Source organism: Parvimonas sp. D2 (assembly GCF_035282635.1).
Classification (GTDB): domain Bacteria; phylum Bacillota; class Clostridia; order Tissierellales; family Peptoniphilaceae; genus Parvimonas.
In genome coordinates, this window is the sequence record NZ_JAYKBO010000004.1 from 62,388 (window position 1) to 83,078 (window position 20,691).

Here is a 20,691-nt window from a genome sequence, read left to right on the forward strand (position 1 = left end):
GATAGTATGAAGAAAAGAAAAACAATATGGAAAGCAGCACTTCTTGTAACAGGCATTGCCTTTGTGATGGATAGAATCAGAGTTCATAAAAAAATGAAAGAGCTAAACAAAAGAATCACCAAGGTTGGACATTGTCATAATGATTTTTGTCTGATGCAGGGAAGAATCAATCAAAGCACAGAGGAACAGCTTGCAATTATTCAGGAAGAAATCGGCTCCGTATATGAACACATGGAGGAGCTGTCAAAGGAAAAAGAAGATGGGAGGTAAATCATGGCGTATGTACCAATCCCGAAAGACTTAAAGAAAGTAAAAACGAAGGTCGCTTTTAACTTAACCAAAAGACAGCTGATCGGATTTACTCTCGCAGGGCTGGTAGGAATACCGGTCTATTTATTTATGAGAAAGTTTGTAGCAAATGATATAGCGATTCTATTTCTCATCGTGTCTACACTTCCCATTTTTTTCATTACACTGTTTGAAAAAGACGGACTGACCTTTGAAAAATATTTTAAGTATATCTATTTACACAAGTTTTACCAACCGCAAAAGCGTGTGAGAAAGGAGGTTTACCTTGAACAGCAAAAGAAAAATTCAGCAGCTAAAGCTCATGCAAAACGAAAAGGCGTTAAGAAAGGAGAAACAGGAATTAAAGCAAGATAAAACAAAGATGAAAAAAAAGAAAGACGGATTTTTGAGCCTTATCTTTAAGAAAGAGCCGAAACGCCATACTGTAGAAGATACCCTTCCCTATCTTAGAATGTTGAAAAGCGGGATATGCCAGAGTGATGAAAAACACTTCAGTAAAAGCATAGCCTTTGAAGATATTAACTATCAGCTTGCCTTAGAGGAAGATCGAGACCTTATTTTTAATCAGTTTGCCAACTTCTTAAATTCCTTTGATCCGAGTGTCAAGATTGAGCTTTCGTATATCAATCAGCTTGGCAGAAACGAAGAAATGCAGTCGGCAATTCAGATACCGGATAAAAAAGACGGCTTTGACGAGATACGCCTTGAGTTTCGAGAGATGCTAAAAAATCAGATTGTAAAGGGAAATAACGGGCTTAGAAAATCAAAGTATATTACTTTTACCGTCGAAGCGGACAATATGGAGCAGGCAATCTCAAAACTGGAAAGACTGGAGATTGACATCTTATCTTCCCTAAAAAGTATGGGCGTGCGTGCAGAAAGCCTAAATGGAGAAGAAAGGCTGAAAATCCTTCACGATGTATTAAATCCGGGCAAGACCTTTGAGTTTTCCTACAAAGACCTAAAGAAAAAAGAAAGCACCAAAAGCTACATTACGCCTGATGAATTTAACTTTACACCGAGTAGATACTTTAAGTTCGGGAAGTTTATCGGAGCGATAAGCCATTTTCAAATCCTTGCCAGTGAACTTTCAGACCGTATGCTTGCCGAGTTTTTGGATATTGATGATAACATCAATATTTCCTTTCATATCAAGGCGATCGAGCAGTCGGAAGCCATTAAGATGGTAAAACGAAAAAATACCGACATCGACAAAATGCGAATTGAGGAAAACAAAAAGGCGGTAAGAGCGGGTTATGATATGGACATTTTACCCTCAGACCTAATTACCTATGGTGAAGATGTGAAAAGCCTACTCAAAGACTTGCAGACAAGAGATGAGCGTATGTTTGTCGTAACCATTATCTTTATGAACTTTGCAAGGACAGTACAGAAACTGGAAAACGCCATTGCACAAATCAGCTCTATTGCCAATAAGCACAACTGCAAATTAAAAAGACTTGATCATGCACAGGAACAGGGACTTGTAAGCGTACTTCCTCTTGGCGTGAATAAGCTGGAGATTAACAGAGGCTTAACTTCCTCATCAACAGCCGTCTTTATACCGTTTACCACAGAGGAGCTTTTCATAAATTCAAGCAACAGCTTATACTACGGACTGAATGCACTAAGCCATAACCTGATTATGGCGGATCGAAAGAAATTAAAGAATCCCAATGGGTTAATCTTAGGAACACCCGGAAGCGGTAAGTCCTTTAGTGCAAAGCGTGAAATGGCAAATGCGATTTTGGTAACGGATGATGATGTCATCATCTGCGATCCGGAGGGCGAATATGGCAATCTTGTGCGTCAGTTTAACGGAGAAGTCATTAAGGTTAGCAGTAAATCAAAGGATTACCTCAATCCCCTTGACATCAATATGAACTACGGCGATGGAGATACACCGTTAAAAGACAAGGCAAACTTCATCATGTCTATGCTTGAACTTGTCGTTGGAGGAAGCGGACTGACAGCAGAGGAAAAGTCGGTTATAGACAGGTGCTTACCTAAGATTTATGAGAAGTATTTTAACGAACCTGAACCGAAAAACATGCCTATCTTACAAGATCTATACGATATGTTAAAAAATCAAGAAGAAAAGGTCGGAAAAAAACTGGCAACGGAGATGGAGATCTATGTAACAGGCTCTCTTAATGTATTTAACCATCAGTCCAATGTGGACTTAAATAAGCAGCTCCTTTGTTTTGACATCAAGGAACTGGGCAGTCAGCTTAAAAAAATCGGAATGCTTGTGATTCAGGATCAGGTTTGGAATAAGGTATCTCAAAATAGAGGAAATAAGGCAACAAGGTATTACATCGATGAGTTTCACTTGCTTCTAAAAGAAGAACAGACCGCTTCCTACTCCGTAGAAATATGGAAGCGTTTCAGAAAATGGGGAGGAATTCCGACCGGCATCACGCAGAATGTCAAAGACCTACTGATGAGTAAGGAGATAGAAAATATCTTTGATAATACGGACTTTGTCTTAATGCTCAATCAAGCGTCAGGAGATCGGGAAATCTTGGCAAGAAAACTGAAAATTTCCAAACCGCAGCTTAAATATGTTACCAATTCCAATGCGGGAGAAGGACTGTTATTCTTCGGAAACACCATCGTTCCCTTTATTGATAAGTTCCCGAAAGATACCATTCTTTACCAGAAGATGACAACGAAACCGGAAGAAGTGAGGTGATAGCTTGTGGAAAAGAAATTAAGGCGAGATTTTAAGGAAAGGCAGAAAATCAAAGAGGAAGCAAAACTGTTAGGGAAAGAATATATGGATGCGGATGAAGCCGGTAAATTAAAGCATGGCGATGATTACCGAGGGAAAATTATTCACGAGAAAGACCGATTTCAGGATAAGATCCACGAAAAGGAAAGCAAAAGAAATTCCAAGAATGAGCTTTTGCAAGGAAGTTCCAAAAGAAAGGTGAAACAGCTTAAAAATGTTGTAAAAGACAAGGAAACAGATACCTCAAAAGAAGATAATAAATCCCCTCTTGTCTCCGGCGATGAAAACAGTGTTTTTACTTCCCTTGCAAATGATGAAACAATAGCCGATGAGATAGTTTCTGCACCGAAAAGCATAAAAACAGAAAAGGAAATCTCCTTTGAAGAACAAAAAGCCGAGCTTTTAAAGAAAAGAAAAATGGCTGAAAAAGTCAGAAAAGAGTTAAGAACGGAAGGAAAGTACAGTCAAAATGAAGAAATCTACGATCCTTTGGGAAAAGACCTTGATAATGATGGTATCATCGACAGGTATGACAATGACTTTAGAGACAGCGACTATTTTGAATCGACTTATGATGTGGAAGATAATCTTCATACCAAAGAAGGTATAACGGAACACTCTAACAAAAAGCACAATGCTCAAAAGAAGCTGTATAAACGAAAAAACTATTCGGATAAGGTCTATACAAGGAAAAAGGAAGACAATCACGCAGACGATAAGACGGAAGGGAAAAAGTCTTCCAAAGAGATGATTCAGGGCAGAGAAAAGAAAAAGTCTGCAAAGGGATCTGTTCTGTCAGGTTTAGCAAAAGGAAGTGAAGCGGTAAGGGATTACCTATCCCATGGCAGTGATGAAAATCAGGGTGTGGAAACCGGAGAAAAGATTGCAGACGGCAATTCAAAATTACTTCATGGGATAAAAAACTATGCCGATAAGAAAAAGGCTAAAAAAAGCTATAACCTAAGCAAAAAAGATTACAAGATACGAAAGCGTAAATCAAAATTGGAGTTTCGGGAAGCCAAAGAGGAATTAAAGAAAACAAAGGAATATAAGCAAGCAAATGCTTTTAAGAAGTTTCAAAAGAAAAAGCAGATGAAATCCGCTATTGGGAAACGAAATAAATCAAGGCTTAGAGATCGTATCAAAGAAAGTCTGATCGGAACACTGAAAAGCTCCAAAGAAATGCTGATACGAAAAGCAAAGGGACTTATGATGATTGTCATAGGTCTTATTATTTTGGGGACTTTTATCATTCAATTTGCAGGCACCTCCATGACCGGAATGATAAACTCTACAAGCGGCGTATTAACTACAACCTATCTTTCCGACCAAAATGTACTAAGTGAAATCAATCAACAGTTTTCGGGATTGGAAGAAGGTCTGCAAGATGAAATCAGTTCCGTAGAAGAAAATTATCCCGGCTATGATGAATATCTCATAGAAAAAGAGGGAGAAATCGGACACAACACCCATGAGCTTTTATCCTACATCACTTCAAGATGTGGAGAAATTAAGGATTCAAAGGAAGTTCAAAGTATCATCCATGACATTTTTACAAAGATGTATGATTTATCTTATCGAGAAGAAATTGAAATCAGATACAGGACGGTTACGGAAACATATACCGATGAAGATGGCAATGAGCATACCGAAAGTCATGAAGAAGCTTATGAGTATAAGAAGCTCATAGTAACACTGAAGAAAAGGGAAATGGACAGTATCGTAAGAGAAATCTTCGCAGAGTATCCCGATAATGTTCTTCACTATGAAGCCTTGCTTGCCTCTAAGGGAAACATGGAAACTGTCTTTGGAAGCGGAAACGGAAATTTATCGGAGATTGTAGACAATCCCGACTTTTCAAATCCGGGAATTGCCTTTGACGATGTAACGGTGAAGGCACTGTTTAACGAAGCGGAAAAGCATATCGGAAAGAGATATGTATTTGGGGCGAACGGGCCGAATAACTTCGACTGTTCGTCCTTTGTGTGCTGGAGTTTTACCCATTCGGGTGTCAAGAATATGCCACGAACAACCGCTTGGGGAATATACAAAACTTACTGCAATCCCGTATCTCCAAGTGAAGCAAAGGCGGGAGATATTATCTTCTTTAAGAACACCTATGACAGCGGCTCCCCTATTTCTCATGTCGGCATTTATGCAGGAAACGGTATGATGATTCATGCAGGCGATCCGATTCGCTTTGTCAGTATCAATACACCTTACTGGAGGGAGCATTTCTACGGCTTCGGCAGAGTCAAGTAAAGAAAGGACGGTAAAATGTGAAAAAAGAACTTACAGCAGTGAAAAACAAAATTCAAAAGTTAAAGGATAAAAAGGCTCTGATTGATGAAGAATTGGAGCCTTTATTGATTCGTGAAGAAGAACTTGAAAATGAGGAGATTATTGCCATTTGCAGAAAAAACAATATCACAATTACAGATTTAATGGCAAAGGTTAAAAAGGAACAAACGGAAATGAAAAAGGAGAAAACAAATGAGAACAGTTATGAAAAATAAGGTATTTACAAGGTTAATGACAGCATTACTTCTTGCTGTTACGGTCATTTTGGCAGCTTACCCATCGGTAGCCTATGCACAAGTTGATGAAAAAGAAGCAGCAAAGGAAACAGTAAAGGAAGAACCGAAAAAACCTGAAATTACAGTTATTAAAAAGGAAGAAGAAAAAGAAGTGCGTTATCCCAATAAATTGACTGCAAAAGAGCCGGAGAATTTAAAGCAAAAAATGGTTTCAAACGGAGAAACAACCAATACCAATAAAGGGATTCCGACCGAGCCTACCAAATCAAGGGCAAGTGTTACGGAGAATGTAAATAATGCCAATCAGGAGTATCCCATTCATCATGGAGATAGTAGCGATAACAAAGAAACGGATAAATATTCTGCGGATGCCAGACAGTTTATTACTTTTCAGACCAAGAACGGAAAGACCTTTCATCTCATTATCAATCATGATGAACAGGGAGAAAATGTCATGCTTCTTACCGAAGTTTCGGAAGATGATCTGCTCAATATGGTAGAAATCAAGGAAAAACCGAAAGAAGTAGTTAAGGAAGAACCCATAAAGGACGAACCGAAAGAAGAAGCAAAGCCTGAAAAAAAGGAAGAAAAAAGCAGCACCGGAACATATATCCTGCTTGCTCTTGTAACTTTGGGGGCATTGGGAGCAGGCTATTATTTTAAGGTGGCAAAAAAGAAAGAAGATAAGGAACTGGAAGCCTTCGAGGAAGATGATGATTTCTTCTCGGAAGCGGAAGGCAGTGAAGAAACGGAAAATGAAGAAGTTGAAAATCAGGAACTGGAAGATGAAACAGAGGACAGCGAAGAAGATTAGGAGTAAAAAAGATACTATTTGCTGTAAAACACAGGGCGAAGGAGAGAAAATCTTTCGCCCTCTTATATTGAAAACGGGAGGAAAAATATATATGAAACTTGTAATTGCTGAAAAGCCAAGTGTTGCATTATCAATCTCAAAGATAATAGGAGCAAAGAATAAAAAAGACGGATACTATGAGGGAAACGGGTACAGAGTAAGCTGGTGTGTCGGGCATTTAATTCAAATGGCAAATCCCGATTCTTACGATGAAAAGTATGCCAAATGGAAGATTGATGACTTGCCGATTATTCCAAGTGAATATCAGTATGAAGTGGCAAAGGCAACAAAGAAGCAGTTTGCAGTCCTAAAAAAACTGATGAATGATAAGGCGATTGATACTGTTATCAATGCCTGCGATGCCGGACGAGAGGGAGAAGCAATCTTTAGACTTGTATATCTTCAGGCAAGCTGTAAAAAGAAGATGAAAAGGCTTTGGATTTCCTCCATGGAAGATAGTGCAATTAAAGACGGCTTTGATAAGCTAAAAGACGGAAAAGACTATGATAATCTCTTTGAATCGGCTCAAGCAAGAGCGGTTGCCGACTGGCTTGTTGGAATGAACATCAGCAGGCTATACTCTTGCTTATATAAGCAAAATTACAGTGTTGGGAGAGTACAGACACCGACTCTTGCCATGATTGTAAAAAGAGATGACGAGATAACTAATTTTAAGAAAGATAAATACTACACAGTGGAGCTATCTATGAACGGCTTTATACTTTCGACTGAGCGAATTGATGATGAGGTTGCTGCTGAACAGCTAATCAATTTAGTTGGCGATAAGATTGAAATCACTGATGTTATCCAAAAAGAGAAAATTACAAAGCCTGATTTACCATTTGACCTTACGACACTTCAAAGAGAGTGCAATAAGTATTTTGGATATTCTGCAAAGCAAACTCTCGACTATGCTCAAAGTTTGTATGAAAAGAAGCTGATTACCTATCCAAGAACAGACAGCAGATGCCTTACTGAAGATATGATTACAAGTACCGTCAATAATATTTTGGGCAAAAATGACTTTGATACAGGTCGTATCAAGACGGTGTTTAACTCAAAAAAGGTTACGGATCATCATGCGATTATTCCTACAGTAAGCTCACTGAGTGAAGATTTATCGGGTATTCCTGAGAGTGAAGCAAAGGTATATCGACTGATTTCTAATAAGCTCCATGCAAGTGTGGGCTATCCTTTAGTGGAAAATACAACGAAGATTGTAGCTGAATTTGACGGCTTTCAATTTACGAGTACTGGTAAGGTTATTAAGGACGAGGGCTTTACAAAATATCTTAAAGAATACAAGTTCAATAAGAATGAGGATTTGGAGCTTCCTGATGTAAGCATTGGAGATGTTATTATCATTGAAAATAAAGAGATTAAAGAAAAGTACACTAAACCTCCGAAACACTTTACGGAGGACACACTCTTAAAAGCTATGGAGCTTGCAGGTAATGATGCATTGGAAAAAGGTGTTGAAGTGGAAAGAGAAGGACTTGGAACACCGGCAACAAGAGCAGGCATTATTGAAAATCTGATTTACAAAGAATTTATTGAACGAGATAAGAAGAATCTGATTGCAACACCGAAAGGAAAAAGCCTGATTGAGATTGTCGTAGATAACTTCAAATCAGCAGAAATGACGGCACAGTGGGAAATGGAATTGTCTGAAATAGCACAGGGCAAATCTTCCAAAAAAGAATTTTTAGAAAAGATTGAGGAACAGATAAAACATACGGTAGAGGAACACCAGAAGAATGAATAGGAAAAATGAATATTAGAAAAAGGAGGTAAAAATGCGAATCAATGATTTTCATAATATTTTGGAGCTTGTAAAACAGGACATTCTGCATAGTGAAGCGGAATATTTAAAGCTCCTAAAGGTTGTCGGAAACAATCAACGATATGATTTTAGAAGTCAGTTAAGTATCTATGATAAAAATCCGGAAGCGACAGCCTGCGCCAAGTTCGATTATTGGCGTGAACGCTTTCACCGAACTGTTATGCGAGGACAAAAAGGAATTCCGATTTTAGAGGACTACGGCACATATAAAAAGGTTGACTACATCTTTGATATAGCTCAGACAGTTTCAAGAAACAGAGATGTCAATGAAGTAAATCTATGGAGATTCGATAAAGAAGCGCATCAAGATGTGTTAAAGGAAATGATAAAAAGTGAGGGATATGAAGAGAGTGAAAGTATCTTAGAAAATATCTTTTCTTTAAGCAGGCTTTACGGAGATGAAAAGATAGACAGTCTAATGAACGAGCTTAGAATAGCCGATGAGAATAGAATATCTTTTACAAAGTTTGTGAGAGATTCAGTGAGCTATGCGGTATCTTCAAGGTTTCAGCTTGATTATCCTATGGATAGTGAACTTTTAAGAGAAAATTTTGAAAGACTTGATAGTATATCTCTTATGAGTCTTGGTGAAACCGTATCGGATATTAGCGGAAATATCATTGATGCGACCATTCAGAAAAGTAAAGAGCTTGACAAAGAAGTTTTAAGAGGTAAAGAAGCAGGATATAATAAGATTAGAGAAGAAATTGAGGAGGTAGAAGAAAATGTACTTCGACGAGATGATCAGAAAAGAAATGAAAACGAGCGAGTTCTCCGAAATGGGGAGTACGGACGAGATAATAGAGAAAATCAGGGAGAATACACTAAGCAGCTTGGAGGAACAGACGGAATTCATCAAGGAATATCCCAATCCGACCTACGCAGTGATGAGGCTGGATTATCTTTCACAGAGCGAGGAGCAGAGCCGATTCGAGATGTTAGTGGATTTATACAAGGAGAAGAAACTGACCAATCATTTGATGGACATTCAGAAACAGGCGATAGCGTTTATGAGAACAGAGAAGCCGAAACTGATGGAAGCTTGGAAGATAGAGAGCAAGAGCGATCCGCAGTATGGAGCGATGATTTCAGCTCTCAAAGAAATGACCATCAAGGAAGTCGTGGAAATCTAAAAGAAAATACCGAATCAGAGATAAGAGAAGCGGACAAGGCTTCTTTTTCTTTGCCTGAAAATGCTTACGGACAACTGATCCTGACCGTTCCTCTTAGCCAAAAGGAAAAAGATGTGTTCCTGATTAACGGGGGAAATCACGATGGGGGCAGACTTCCTGTCATTGCCGAGTTTTCCAAAGGAAAAAGCAATGAAGAATTGGGAGAATACCTAAAAGATACCTTTAACGGTGGAAACGGACTGTATATTGATGAAAGAGAGGTATCTTCCTGGTATTCGGATAAGGGGATTCATTTTGCTTCCGGAACATCGGCAAGAGAAGATCATACGCAGGTTTTAAGTTGGAGTGATGCGGCAAATAGAATTGCTGAACTTTTGGAAAACGGAGAGTTTGCTACCAATGTGGAGATTTCAGAAGCTTTGGATTATGAAAGAGATCGGATTTCAGAGTCCCTATGGTATCTTATTCACGATTTGAGTGAGGAAGGAAAAGAACAAGGCTTTTTTGAATTTCTCGAAAAAGGAGGTGGCTTTCCGGATGAAACAAAAAGATTATCCGAGGCACTGAAAAATCCTGAACACCTTGGGGATGTCATCAAAGAGTATGGACGATTTTTAGAAGCATATAGAGAAGATAGAGATGTACTAAGGTTTCACTATCATAAGGTGGACAGCCTTTATCAGAAATTACAGGAGCTTGCACTGCCAAGAAAAGAATACAGTACCAATCTTACTGAACTTCCAAAAGTAAAAGCCTTTATTACAGAAGATGAAGTCCTTGCTACTATTTCAAGGGGAAGCGGAATCGATAGAGGAAAAGAGCGAATTACAAAGTTTTTCAAAGAAAATCACACTTTACAGGAAAAAGCCGACTTCTTAAAAGATGAATATGGAACAGGAGGAAGAAGCCATGCGGTATCAGGCTTGACAGGTAGTGGAGAATGGCACGATGCCAAAGGAATAAAACTTGAAAAGGATAATTGTAAAGATGTGTTTCTCACTTGGACAAGTGTGGCAAAGCATATTGACGAGCTGCTTTCTAAAAACCTTTACCTTGAGGAACAGCACATAGAAAATATAGCGGAGAAGGAAGAAGTAAAAGAGCCACACTATTACTCGAAAGATAATCCTGAAAACTTGATGACTGATGAAATGCTGAAACGGGTGCCGGAGCTTTACGCACAGGAAGAAATTGATTTAGCGGATAAGGAAGTTCATGCAGCATATATCATTCCTTTTAAAAGTAATTGGACTTGGTATATGACAGAGTATGACAGGGAAAGCGGAGAAGCCTTTGGGCTTGTAGTCGGAATTGAACCTGAATGGGGATATTTCAATCTGAATGAATTGAAAGAACTTAATGCTCAAAGACTTGTGTTGGAAGATTTTCCAAAGACTTTTCAAGAAATCAAAGATACCGAGCTTGTAAAACAGATGAGTGAGGAAGAAATAGACCGAGTATTTAACGGACAGCTTTCCGCAAAAGATAATCAAAAGGAACAGGACATCTTTTATCTTAGCGATGAAATGGGAATTTCATTAGAAGAAGCCGAGGGTATTATCAACGACAGGAGCAGGTTATCAGGGATTAGTACAGAGGATACAGATAACAAAGATAATTTACTTGATGAAAAAAGTCCTGTTCAATCTACCCTGTTTGACTACATTCAGCAAAAAGAAGAAGTAGAGCTGAATGAAAAAGAGGAAAGCCTTGCAGAACAATTTGCAGTGAAACAAGGTGATACCGTCTATTTTGACCATGAAACATATATTGCAAAGGATATTGAAAAAAATAAAGTAAACGGAAAGCCGGAGGTATGGCTGTATCCGGCAAGAGATGGAAATAGGCAAATTGCAATCGTACCGTTTATGGATAATGAGGAGCTATTAAGAAAGATAAGCATTGAAAGACCGAGATTTTTGATTGGCGATGAAGTGAAATATAAGGATAAGGATTGTACCATTACCCGCTTTGATAATATGGGAAATAACCTAAAGACCGTAACGGTTAAGGATAATACCGAATATCTCAGTGGTATGATAACAGGCTCCGATGTGATTCCCTATCGTTTAGAGAGCGACCTTGAGAGAATATTTGAAAATCTGACATACAAGAAAGCTAAAGATACGATTCAAGACATTGATGAAAAGGCAGAAAAACTAAAAATAGAAGCTCATAATTTTAAGATTACCGAAGAAATCCTCCCTGAAAAATTAACGCCAAGTGAAAGGTTAAACCAAAACCTTGAAGCAATCTCCATGCTTAAACGAGTGGAGAGTGGACAAAGAGAGCTTGACAATACAGCTCAGGAAGTCTTGGCAAAATATGTAGGATGGGGCGGACTTTCCGAAGTCTTTGACGAAAGCAGAGAAGGTCAGTGGAAAGAAGCAAGAGCATTCTTAAAAGAAAATCTATCGTCATCAGAATACGAAGCTGCTAAGGAATCAACTTTAACAGCTTTTTATACGCCTAAGACAGTCATTGACAGTATCTACTCTACACTCTCAGGAATGGGGTTTAAGAATGGCAATATCTTAGAACCGTCAATGGGCATCGGAAACTTTATCGGAAGTTTACCGGATGAAATGAGTAGCAGTAAATTTTATGGTGTAGAGCTTGACTCCTTAAGCGGTCGCATTGGAAAACTTCTATATCCGGAAAGTGATATACAGATTAAAGGACTGGAAGAAACTTCCTTTTCCAATAATTTCTTTGATGCGGTTATCGGGAATGTACCCTTTGGAGAGTACAAGGTCAATGACAGGGAGTATAACAAAAATAACTTTTTAATTCATGACTACTTTTTTGCAAAATCCATTGACAAAGTTAGAAATGGTGGTGTTATCGCTTTTATTACATCTTCAGGCACGATGGATAAAAAGGATGAAAGTGTCAGACGATACCTTGCAGCAAGAGCGGAGTTTTTAGGAGCAATCAGACTTCCAAACGATACCTTTAAGGGTGTTGCCGGAACGGAAGTAACCTCGGATATTATCTTCCTAAAGAAAAGGGACAGTATAAGAGAAAGGGACGAGGACTGGATACATCTTGCAGAAGATGAAAATGGGCTGACATATAACAAATACTTTGTAGAGAATCCTCAGATGGTGCTTGGCTCTATGGAAGAAGTGTCAGGAAGATTTGGAAACGCCCTTGCTTGTCTGCCAAGAGAAAATGCCGATTTAAAGGAGCTGCTTGCAAGGGCAAGTGAAGAAATATCCAAAGGAACAGCCTATGAAGAAATAGAGCTACTTGATGATGAAATCACATCTATCCCTGCCACAGATGATGTCAAAAATTTTTCATATACTATCATTGATGACGAAGTGTATTACAGAGAAAATTCCCTTTTTGTAAAGAAAGAGATAACGGATAAGAATAAGGAGAAGATTAAGGACTATCTTGAACTGAATACTGCCCTTAAAGATGTTATCTACAAGCAGAAAGAGGACTATTCCGATGATGAGGTAAAGAAAGCTCAAGAAAAGCTCAATGAAGTCTATGACCGCTTTTCTAAAAAGCATGGATATGTCAATAACCTTTCCAATACCAGAGCCTTTAAAGAGGACAGTAACTTCCCGCTTGTTTCCTCCATTGAAATCCTTGATGAAGAAGAAAACTTTAAGGCAAAGGGGGATATATTCTCCAAGAGGACAATCACAAAGGCAAAGACCATTGACCATGTGGATACTTCTTTGGAATCTCTTGTGTTATCTATGTCGGAAAAAGGCTATGTGGACTTTGACTATATGGAAAACCTGACGGGAAAAGATAGACCTACTCTAATAGAAGAATTAAGGGGAGAGATTTATCTAAGTATCAGGGAAGAACAGAACTTTTACAGACCGCTATCCTTTAACCCCGAAGATGGAGATTTGCCTTTCGCCTGTGCAAATGGCAGCAATTCATATAAGTATGGCTATGTTACAAAGGACGAATACCTATCAGGGAATATCAGAGAAAAGATTACCATCGTAGACAGTTACCTTGCAAAGTTAAGACAAACGGAACGGGAACTACCTCATCTTGGCTATGCGGAAGATGGCAAAGAAAAAGAGCTGATAAGCTATGAGATGAACCGTTTGGAATATCAAAAATCGGAACTTACCAAAGTATTACCGAAAGAACTGGAAGCAAGTGAAATCAGCGTTCGTCTTGGAGCAACTTGGATACCGATTAAGGATATAGAGAAATTCATCTTTGAAACGTTGAAAACACCGGGCTGGGCAAGATGGGATATTAAGGTCAAATTCTCAAATCTTACAAGTGAATGGAATATTGAAGGAAAGAGCAAAGACAGAGGAAATGACCTTGCTGAAATGACCTACGGAACATCAAGGATAAACGGATATAAGCTGATTGAAGATGCCTTAAACCTTAAAGAAACAAAGGTCTTTGACCAGATTGAAAATCCGGATGGCTCAAAAAGTTCTGTCTTAAATAAAAAGGAAACTCTCCTTGCAGGACAGAAACAGGAACTTCTAAAAGAAGAATTTAAGAACTGGATATTTAGTGATCAGGAAAGAAGAAGCAGACTTGTGAAGCTCTACAATGAGCGTTTTAACTCTATCCGAAATCGTGAATATGACGGAAGTAATCTCTCTTTTGAAGGAATGAATACGGAAATCAAACTCAGACCACACCAAAGAAATGCCATTGCAAGAAGCCTTTATGGAGGAAATACCCTGCTTGCCCATGTGGTAGGAAGCGGAAAGACTTTTGAGATGGTCGCTTCCGCAATGGAAAGTAAAAGGCTTGGAATGTGCAGTAAATCTCTCTTTGTTGTACCGAATCATCTAACAGGACAGATTGGCAGAGAGTTTATGCAGCTTTATCCGTCGGCAAATATTATGGTCGCAGATAAGAAAGACTTTGAGCCGAAAAACAGAAAAAGATTTATCGGCAAAATTGCAACAGGCGAATATGATGCGGTTGTAATCGGGCATACGCAATTTGAAAAAATCCCGATGTCAAAAGAATACCAAGAGAAGCATATTCAGGATCAGATTGATGAAATCATAAACTATGTAGAGGAATACAAGCATGACAGAAATCAGAACTTTACGGTAAAGCAGCTTGAAAAAACAAAGAAAAAACTTGAAACAAGGCTTGAGAAATTAAACGATGATTTTAAGAAAGATGATGTCATTACATTTGAAGAACTTGGCGTAGATAAGCTCTTTATTGACGAGGCACATGGCTACAAAAATCTCTATCTTTACACAAAAATGAGGAATGTAGCAGGTATCGGGCAGTCCGAAGCCTTTAAGTCATCCGATATGTTCATGAAGTGTAGATACATGGATGAAATGACAAATGGAAAAGGAATTGTCTTTGCCACAGGAACGCCTGTATCAAACTCCATGACCGAGCTTTATACCATGCAGCGTTATCTTCAGTATGAAAGCCTTAAAAAGAATAATTTGGAGCATTTTGACTCTTGGGCTTCTACCTTTGGGGAAACGCAGTCAGCTTTTGAATTATCTCCGGAGGGAACAGGATACAGAGTAAAGACAAGATTTTCCAAGTTCTATAACTTGCCTGAACTAATGTCTATGTTTAAGGAAGTTGCGGACATTCAGACAGCGGATATGCTTAATCTTCCAACACCTGAAGCACACTATGAAGTCATTAAGACTTTGCCAAGCGAGGAGCAAAAAGAAATCTTAAAGAGCTTATCAAAACGGGCAGATGATGTGAGAAACAAAGCGGTAGAGCCTGATGAAGATAATATGCTGAAAATCACCAATGACGGTAAGAAACTTGCTCTTGACCAAAGGCTGATCAATCCCCTACTTCCTGATAATCCCGACAGCAAAGTCAATGTTTGCGTGAAAAATGTCTTTAGTATTTGGGATAAGACCAAGGAGAATAAATCCACACAGCTACTATTTTCCGATATGTCCACACCGAAAGGCGATGGAGAGTTTAACATCTATGATGACATCAGAGAAAAGCTCGTTGCAATGGGAATCCCGAAACAAGAAATAGCCTTTATTCATGAAGCTAATTCAGATAAGCAAAAGGACGAACTATTTGCAAAGGTGCGTAAGGGAGATGTGAGGATATTGCTCGGCTCTACTCAGAAGATGGGAGCCGGGACAAATGTGCAAAATAAGCTGATTGCACTGCATGATTTGGATGTACCTTGGCGTCCTGCGGATCTTGAACAGAGAGCAGGTAGAATTGTAAGACAGGGAAATGAAAATAAAGAGGTAAATATCTATCGCTATGTTACGGAGAATACCTTTGATGCATATTTGTGGCAGACCATAGAAAATAAGCAGAAGTTCATTTCTCAAATTATGACAAGTAAGACTCCCGTTCGTGTTGCGGAAGATGTGGACGAAAGCTCCCTTAACTATGCAGAAATTAAAGCTCTTGCCACAGGAGATCCGAAAATCAAAGAAAAAATGGATTTGGACAATGAGGTTACAAAACTTAAAATGCTTGAAGCAAACTATAAGTCCAATCGTTATAGATTAGAGGACAAGGTTGCTAAAAATTATCCGGAAGAAATTGCAAGGACGGAAAAGTTAATTGAAGCTGTTAAGAAAGATATATCAGAAGTTGAACCTAAGTCAGACAGTGAGGAAAAGTTTACTTCCATTACTATTTTAGGCGAGAAGATTACCGATAAGAAATTAGCAGGAGAAAAACTTCTTGAAGCCATTTCAAAAGTAAAAATCAATGAAAGTAAGATGATAGGAAAGTATAGAAATATGGATTTAGAGGTCAGCTATAACTTCTTTACCAATGAGCATAATTTCAGCTTAAACGGTGCTGCAAAGCATTCAGGAGAGCTTGGCACAAGTGCAGACGGAAATATGACAAGACTGGATAATGCTCTTGAGAAAATGCCTGAGAAATTAAAGAGGCTTGAAGAAAAGCTCGTTAGTACCAAAGAACAGCTTGAAAATGCCAAAGAAGAACTTAAAAAGCCGTTTGAAAAGGCAGATGAACTGAAAACTAAAGTATTAAGGCTTGCCGAACTGAATAAGCTGCTCGATATGGGAGAGGTAGAAGAAAAGAGAAATGACAATCCCCTTGTGGAAGATGTAAAACGAGCGATTATTGACTTCTGTAACAGAGAGTATGAAGAAAACCACAGCTATGATGAATTTGACACGCTATATCCTGATTTAAAGCATATCGGGATTGCCTATACCAATACGCCCGATGAAAGACATGGGATTCAGTACGAACTGAATTTAGAAGCTAAAACATGGACACAGTATATTGATGATACGGTGGTAAAAACAGAGAGCTTCGACTATGAAAACAAGGGAGAGAACGAAGCTCTAAGGAATATGAAAAATGAGATTGAGCTATCCTCTTTTGAAGATTTGATCTATGTGGATTCCGAAGATTTAAGAGCAGCAACGGGACTTGATATTGATGATGAAGGAAACTTCTATGATCCGCTTGCAAAAGACCTCGATAATGACGGTATCATCGACAGATATGACAATGATTTCAGGGACAGTGATTACTTTGAATCAACCTATGATGTGGAAGATAATCTTTATACAAAAGAGGAAACTTCTCAAAGAACGGAAGATAAACCGTCTATTTTAGGACAGATCAGAGCTTATCAAAGTGAAAGCAAAACGGAAGATAAACAAACTACAAAAGAACAGGAATATGCAAGATAAGGGGGCTTATAAGCTCCCTTTTACCATGAAAGGAGATAAAAACATGGATTACAAAACAATACGAGATAAAATTGAGGATATGGTAAATGATAACCATAAGGACTTCGTAAAAGCGGTTATCAGCATGGAAAAAGGCATCAATGATGAGAGTGCCTTGGATAAGCTATATGATGCTTATATGGCAAATGATACCATCAATCTGCTTCATGAAGATTTCGACTATATGATTGAAGATTTAAGAGAACAGGGGCAGATAAAAGACCTGCCCTATGTTCAGCAGGAGAAAGATGACCTTGTAAATATCGTCGGAAATGTTGTAGGCAATGTAGATGTAATCGAAATAGAAAATAAGAACGGAGAAGGCTTTAAGGTGGCAAATTTCTCCGTAGTTTCCAAAGATGATGAGGGTAATAAGGTATATCATAATTGCTCCGCTTATGGAGAAAAGAGTGAACTTCCAAAGGACTTTAAACAGGGAGATTTCGTAAAGCTATTCGGACAGCTTAGAACCTCTATTGATGATAACGGCAAGGAGCATAGCAATGTAAGGATATTATCCTCAAAGCTCTTAAAGGCGAAAGAACAGATGAAAGGACAGGATAAGAGTCAAGAGATTGCTAAACTGAAAAGTAAGATAGAAGAAAGAGAAAAAGACTTATTTTATGCAGATTCTTGGGAGCAATCAGGACAGATTAGAGCAGATATTGAAAAAATGAAAGCCAAGTTAAATACCTTAACCGGCTCTGAAAAAGGGAAAGAAAACGATAAAAAATCCATACTTGGTGCTATCAAAGAATATCAGGCAGAAGATAAGGAAAAGCCAAAAGTAAAGCAGGAATCGTCAAAAGAAACGGAAAGATAAGATGATGGTCGGTGTGGTCTTTAGGGCTGCACCGGCTCTTTTTTGTTGCTCAAAAAAAGGAGATAAAGATTATCTCTCCATCTCCTTACCCATATAAATTCCATAGTTCTTTCGTATCTGATAAAGCTCGTCCATAGTCAATTTTGAGGAAGAATACTCCTGCATAAGGGTATTCTTTTTTTCTTGCAATTTATCAAGCTCAGATAAAATATCCCTTGAATTTGGCAGCTTGGAATAAGACTTTTTAAGCTCGGAAAGAGCGTTTTCATAGAGGGTAATCTGAGCTTTGTATTCCTCGAAAAATGCCCTATCAGACGTATTCGCCTTATATTCCTTGTAATAGGCACGATATTTTTTGACAATATGAACTTGCTCCATCGTAGTGGATAACTGTTCCATTTTCTTATCAATCGCCTTGATTTTATCCTGTAAATTTTGTCTTTCATCAGCACTTTTCTTGATAAATTCGTCAAGCTGCTGAACAGATTTTATGCCGTGTTCTCTAAGGAAGATAACAGACTCAGCCATTGTATTAAGGTTATGTTTGGTTGCCCAAAATTCATAGCCTTTGCTTTCTTTTACTTTCATATTGGTGTTCATATCAATAACAATGCCGATGCGTTTTTTGACAGCAGGGGTTTTAATAGATGATCTTTCTGCAAGTCGTTCTTTTAATCTTTCTTCAGTGTAATCTTCTCCGATTGTTTTGGCTCTGGTAAATCTCGGCTTATCTTTTGGCTTAAAAGCAATATGTTTGCCATACTTAATTTCATATCCAAGCTCAGCCATTTTCCTTAGAAATTCATCCCAATCCTTAGACTGTTTTATCATTCTGTCAATATCAAATTGAAGTCTACTTTTCCAAGAAGTACCTTTCTTTGCCTGCTCATTTTCATACCAAGACTTTCCGCTCGTCTTGTATTTTTTCTTGTAGCTTTCGTAGTGTTCATCAATGACGGAAAGGTTGTTTTGTTTGCATAGCTTATCACTCTGATAACGAATTTTATGGTAGCATTTTTTGTTTGACTGATAGCACTTGCCACTAACCATATTCACATTATTGAAGATGATATGATTATGGATATGCCCTTTATCTATGTGCGTCGATAACACAAACTCATATTCATCTTTGAGGATCTTTTTACATAACTCAAGACCGATTTGATGTGCCATTTCAGGGCTTGTTTCTCCCGGTAAAAATGATTGAATCAGATGTCTTGCAAGGACAGTTCCCTTAGTTCCTGCCTCCCCTCTTGTCCTTAAAAACTGAGTATGAGCAGTTGACTGATGGCATTTATGCGTACTGACTAAAAGCTGTTCATCTGTTTTATCTCCATTAACAATATAGTCAATAGCAAGATGAAGGGTTGATTTTATAGGATGTATTTTTGTAATCGCCATAAATTTTAATCACCTCCGGAAGTCCTGTTTAGAAGCAAGGAATGAATTTGCCACAGTTCTTTTGAAAAATGTTCAATCTCTTGTTTCATATCGCCTATGTCCTCTTTGTAGATAACACCGGTCGAATTTACACGATTTGCAATCTGATTGATGTTGTTTGTTGCGTTGGAAAGTAAGCCTTGTAAATCCCTAAAAGGCTCTAAATCGACTTGATAAATTTCCTTTTCTAAAACGCATTTGCGGATAAAATGGCTCATATTTCTACACTTCGCAAGTTTTCTTTTCTCCTCAAAAAGAGTTTTTTCTTCCTTAGTCAACTTAATTTCAAGTCGTTCATTTCGTATCCTATTTGCCATAGATAGTTCCTCCTTTAGATGTATTTCGGGGTTTTAGGGTCTCCCTAACAAGCTAAAAATTGATAAAAAAAGAAGCAGATCCCGAAGGGCTGCTTCATCAATTTTTCCGTAAGTGTCCGTACACTTACTGTGCTTGCTACAAAAGAATACAAGCATTAAGCATATATTAAAATTATTAATAATTGTATCATACTTAAGTATAATTTTCTACTATACTCTTGACAAAATGGTTAGAAGGGACTAATATATAAGCATACAGAACGAGTGTCGGTCAATAGGTGGTGATGTTTTGACAAAGAGAAATGTAAAAGATCCAGAAGAAAGAAAACAGGAGCTTATAAATATAGCATCCAGACTTTTTGAAAAGTATGGGTATGAGAAAGTTTCTGTGCGAGATATTCTTGCAGAAGTTAATGGAGCGCCGGGAATGTTTTATTATTATTTCAAATCAAAAGAAGATATTTTCTTGGCGTGTATGGAAACATACTTTGATGAAAAATTAAAAAATAAGTTAGGTATCCTTCAAAACAAGGAAATAGATTACGAAGAAAGAATAAAGATTTTAAGAGAACTTATAGTAAAAGATATCGGTCAGTTTACGACAAGATATAATTTTTCAAAAGAGAATTCAATTACAGATAACTCTTACAGGTTATGGGAATTGATTCATTACATTGGAAAATTTATAGATGTCTATTCAGAATTTATAATTGAAGGAATTGAAAATAAAAAAATAGAAAATAATATGGGAATAAACAGAGAAAATGTGAGAAGTTTCGCAGCTTTTATTTTATACGGAGCTGTTGGCACAATATATAACGACTATATTATTAAGGGAGAAAACAAAACAAATTCAAGTGAAGCCTTTGGAATAATAAGTGAGCTATTTCAAAGACCTCATTAGAGAAAAATAAAATATAAGTATTTTACAAGGGAAACATCAATGGTGTTTTCCTTGTATTAGTTTTAAGACAAATGAACGAACTCGTTCGGAAGGAGGTATGTTTT

The 20,691-nt window shown here is 37.9% G+C and carries 11 protein-coding genes and 1 pseudogene; 10 read left to right on the top strand and 2 right to left on the bottom strand.

Annotated features, from left to right (window positions below):
* The first annotated feature begins 6 nt into the window (after positions 1–6).
* The 9 genes and pseudogenes from VJI77_RS05500 to VJI77_RS05540 form a co-directional block, all read left to right on the top strand.
* Positions 7–270 carry a hypothetical protein gene (locus VJI77_RS05500; RefSeq protein WP_000746438.1) on the top strand — a complete coding sequence of 88 codons (264 nt, stop codon included), beginning with the start codon at positions 7–9 and terminating at the stop codon, positions 268–270.
* Positions 271–273: 3 nt separating this feature from the next.
* Positions 274–663: a PrgI family protein gene (locus tag VJI77_RS05505; protein ID WP_000332202.1), complete on the top strand. Its 390-nt coding sequence runs from the start codon at positions 274–276 to the stop codon at positions 661–663.
* Positions 575–3,004 carry a VirB4-like conjugal transfer ATPase, CD1110 family gene (locus VJI77_RS05510; RefSeq protein ID WP_041250824.1) on the top strand — a complete coding sequence of 810 codons (2,430 nt, stop codon included), beginning with the start codon at positions 575–577 and terminating at the stop codon, positions 3,002–3,004. The genes VJI77_RS05505 and VJI77_RS05510 overlap by 89 nt, the downstream gene beginning before the upstream one ends.
* 6 nt (positions 3,005–3,010) lie before the next feature.
* The gene (locus VJI77_RS05515; protein WP_000412442.1) at positions 3,011–5,305 is read left to right on the top strand and encodes a C40 family peptidase; all 2,295 of its coding nucleotides are present in this window, start codon (positions 3,011–3,013) and stop codon (positions 5,303–5,305) included.
* 17 nt (positions 5,306–5,322) lie between these two features.
* A complete protein-coding gene (locus VJI77_RS05520) occupies positions 5,323–5,559 on the top strand; it encodes a hypothetical protein (RefSeq protein ID WP_000711919.1) in 237 nt (78 codons plus the stop codon).
* Complete coding sequence (locus VJI77_RS05525) at positions 5,537–6,394, top strand: CD1107 family mobile element protein (RefSeq protein ID WP_001860228.1); 858 nt, start codon at positions 5,537–5,539, stop codon at positions 6,392–6,394. The genes VJI77_RS05520 and VJI77_RS05525 overlap by 23 nt, the downstream gene beginning before the upstream one ends.
* 91 nt (positions 6,395–6,485) lie before the next feature.
* Positions 6,486–8,198, top strand: a complete 1,713-nt coding sequence (locus VJI77_RS05530) for a DNA topoisomerase 3 (protein ID WP_014262670.1) — start codon at positions 6,486–6,488, stop codon at positions 8,196–8,198.
* A 31-nt stretch (positions 8,199–8,229) separates the two neighbouring features.
* Positions 8,230–17,064 (top strand): helicase-related protein, encoded by an 8,835-nt coding sequence (locus tag VJI77_RS05535; RefSeq protein WP_001222126.1) that lies wholly within the window; start codon positions 8,230–8,232, stop codon positions 17,062–17,064.
* 43 nt (positions 17,065–17,107) lie between these two features.
* Positions 17,108–17,668: pseudogene (locus tag VJI77_RS05540) on the top strand (single-stranded DNA-binding protein); the annotation flags it as partial.
* Between the two features lie 327 nt (positions 17,669–17,995).
* On the opposite strand, the gene VJI77_RS05545 reads toward VJI77_RS05540, so the two are convergent.
* Positions 17,996–19,327, bottom strand: a complete 1,332-nt coding sequence (locus VJI77_RS05545; RefSeq protein ID WP_001018653.1) for a relaxase/mobilization nuclease domain-containing protein — start codon at positions 19,325–19,327, stop codon at positions 17,996–17,998.
* A 5-nt stretch (positions 19,328–19,332) separates the two neighbouring features.
* Complete coding sequence (locus VJI77_RS05550; RefSeq protein ID WP_000013390.1) at positions 19,333–19,683, bottom strand: plasmid mobilization protein; 351 nt, start codon at positions 19,681–19,683, stop codon at positions 19,333–19,335.
* A 289-nt stretch (positions 19,684–19,972) separates the two neighbouring features.
* Here VJI77_RS05550 and VJI77_RS05555 point away from each other — a divergent pair, with 289 nt between their 5' ends.
* Positions 19,973–20,587, top strand: coding sequence for a TetR/AcrR family transcriptional regulator (locus tag VJI77_RS05555; RefSeq protein WP_000166902.1), 615 nt, complete (start codon positions 19,973–19,975; stop codon positions 20,585–20,587).
* The last annotated feature ends 104 nt before the right edge of the window (positions 20,588–20,691 follow it).

Bases quoted from the DNA above. Each gene is read 5' to 3' on its own strand.
- VJI77_RS05500 (WP_000746438.1), top strand. From the start codon at position 7: ATGAAGAAAAGAAAAACAATATGGAAAGCAGCACTTCTTGTAACAGGC.
- VJI77_RS05505 (WP_000332202.1), top strand. From the start codon at position 274: ATGGCGTATGTACCAATCCCGAAAGACTTAAAGAAAGTAAAAACGAAG.
- VJI77_RS05525 (WP_001860228.1), top strand. From the start codon at position 5,537: ATGAGAACAGTTATGAAAAATAAGGTATTTACAAGGTTAATGACAGCA.
- VJI77_RS05530 (WP_014262670.1), top strand. From the start codon at position 6,486: ATGAAACTTGTAATTGCTGAAAAGCCAAGTGTTGCATTATCAATCTCA.
- VJI77_RS05535 (WP_001222126.1), top strand. From the start codon at position 8,230: ATGCGAATCAATGATTTTCATAATATTTTGGAGCTTGTAAAACAGGAC.
- VJI77_RS05545 (WP_001018653.1), bottom strand. From the start codon at position 19,327: ATGGCGATTACAAAAATACATCCTATAAAATCAACCCTTCATCTTGCT.
- VJI77_RS05550 (WP_000013390.1), bottom strand. From the start codon at position 19,683: ATGGCAAATAGGATACGAAATGAACGACTTGAAATTAAGTTGACTAAG.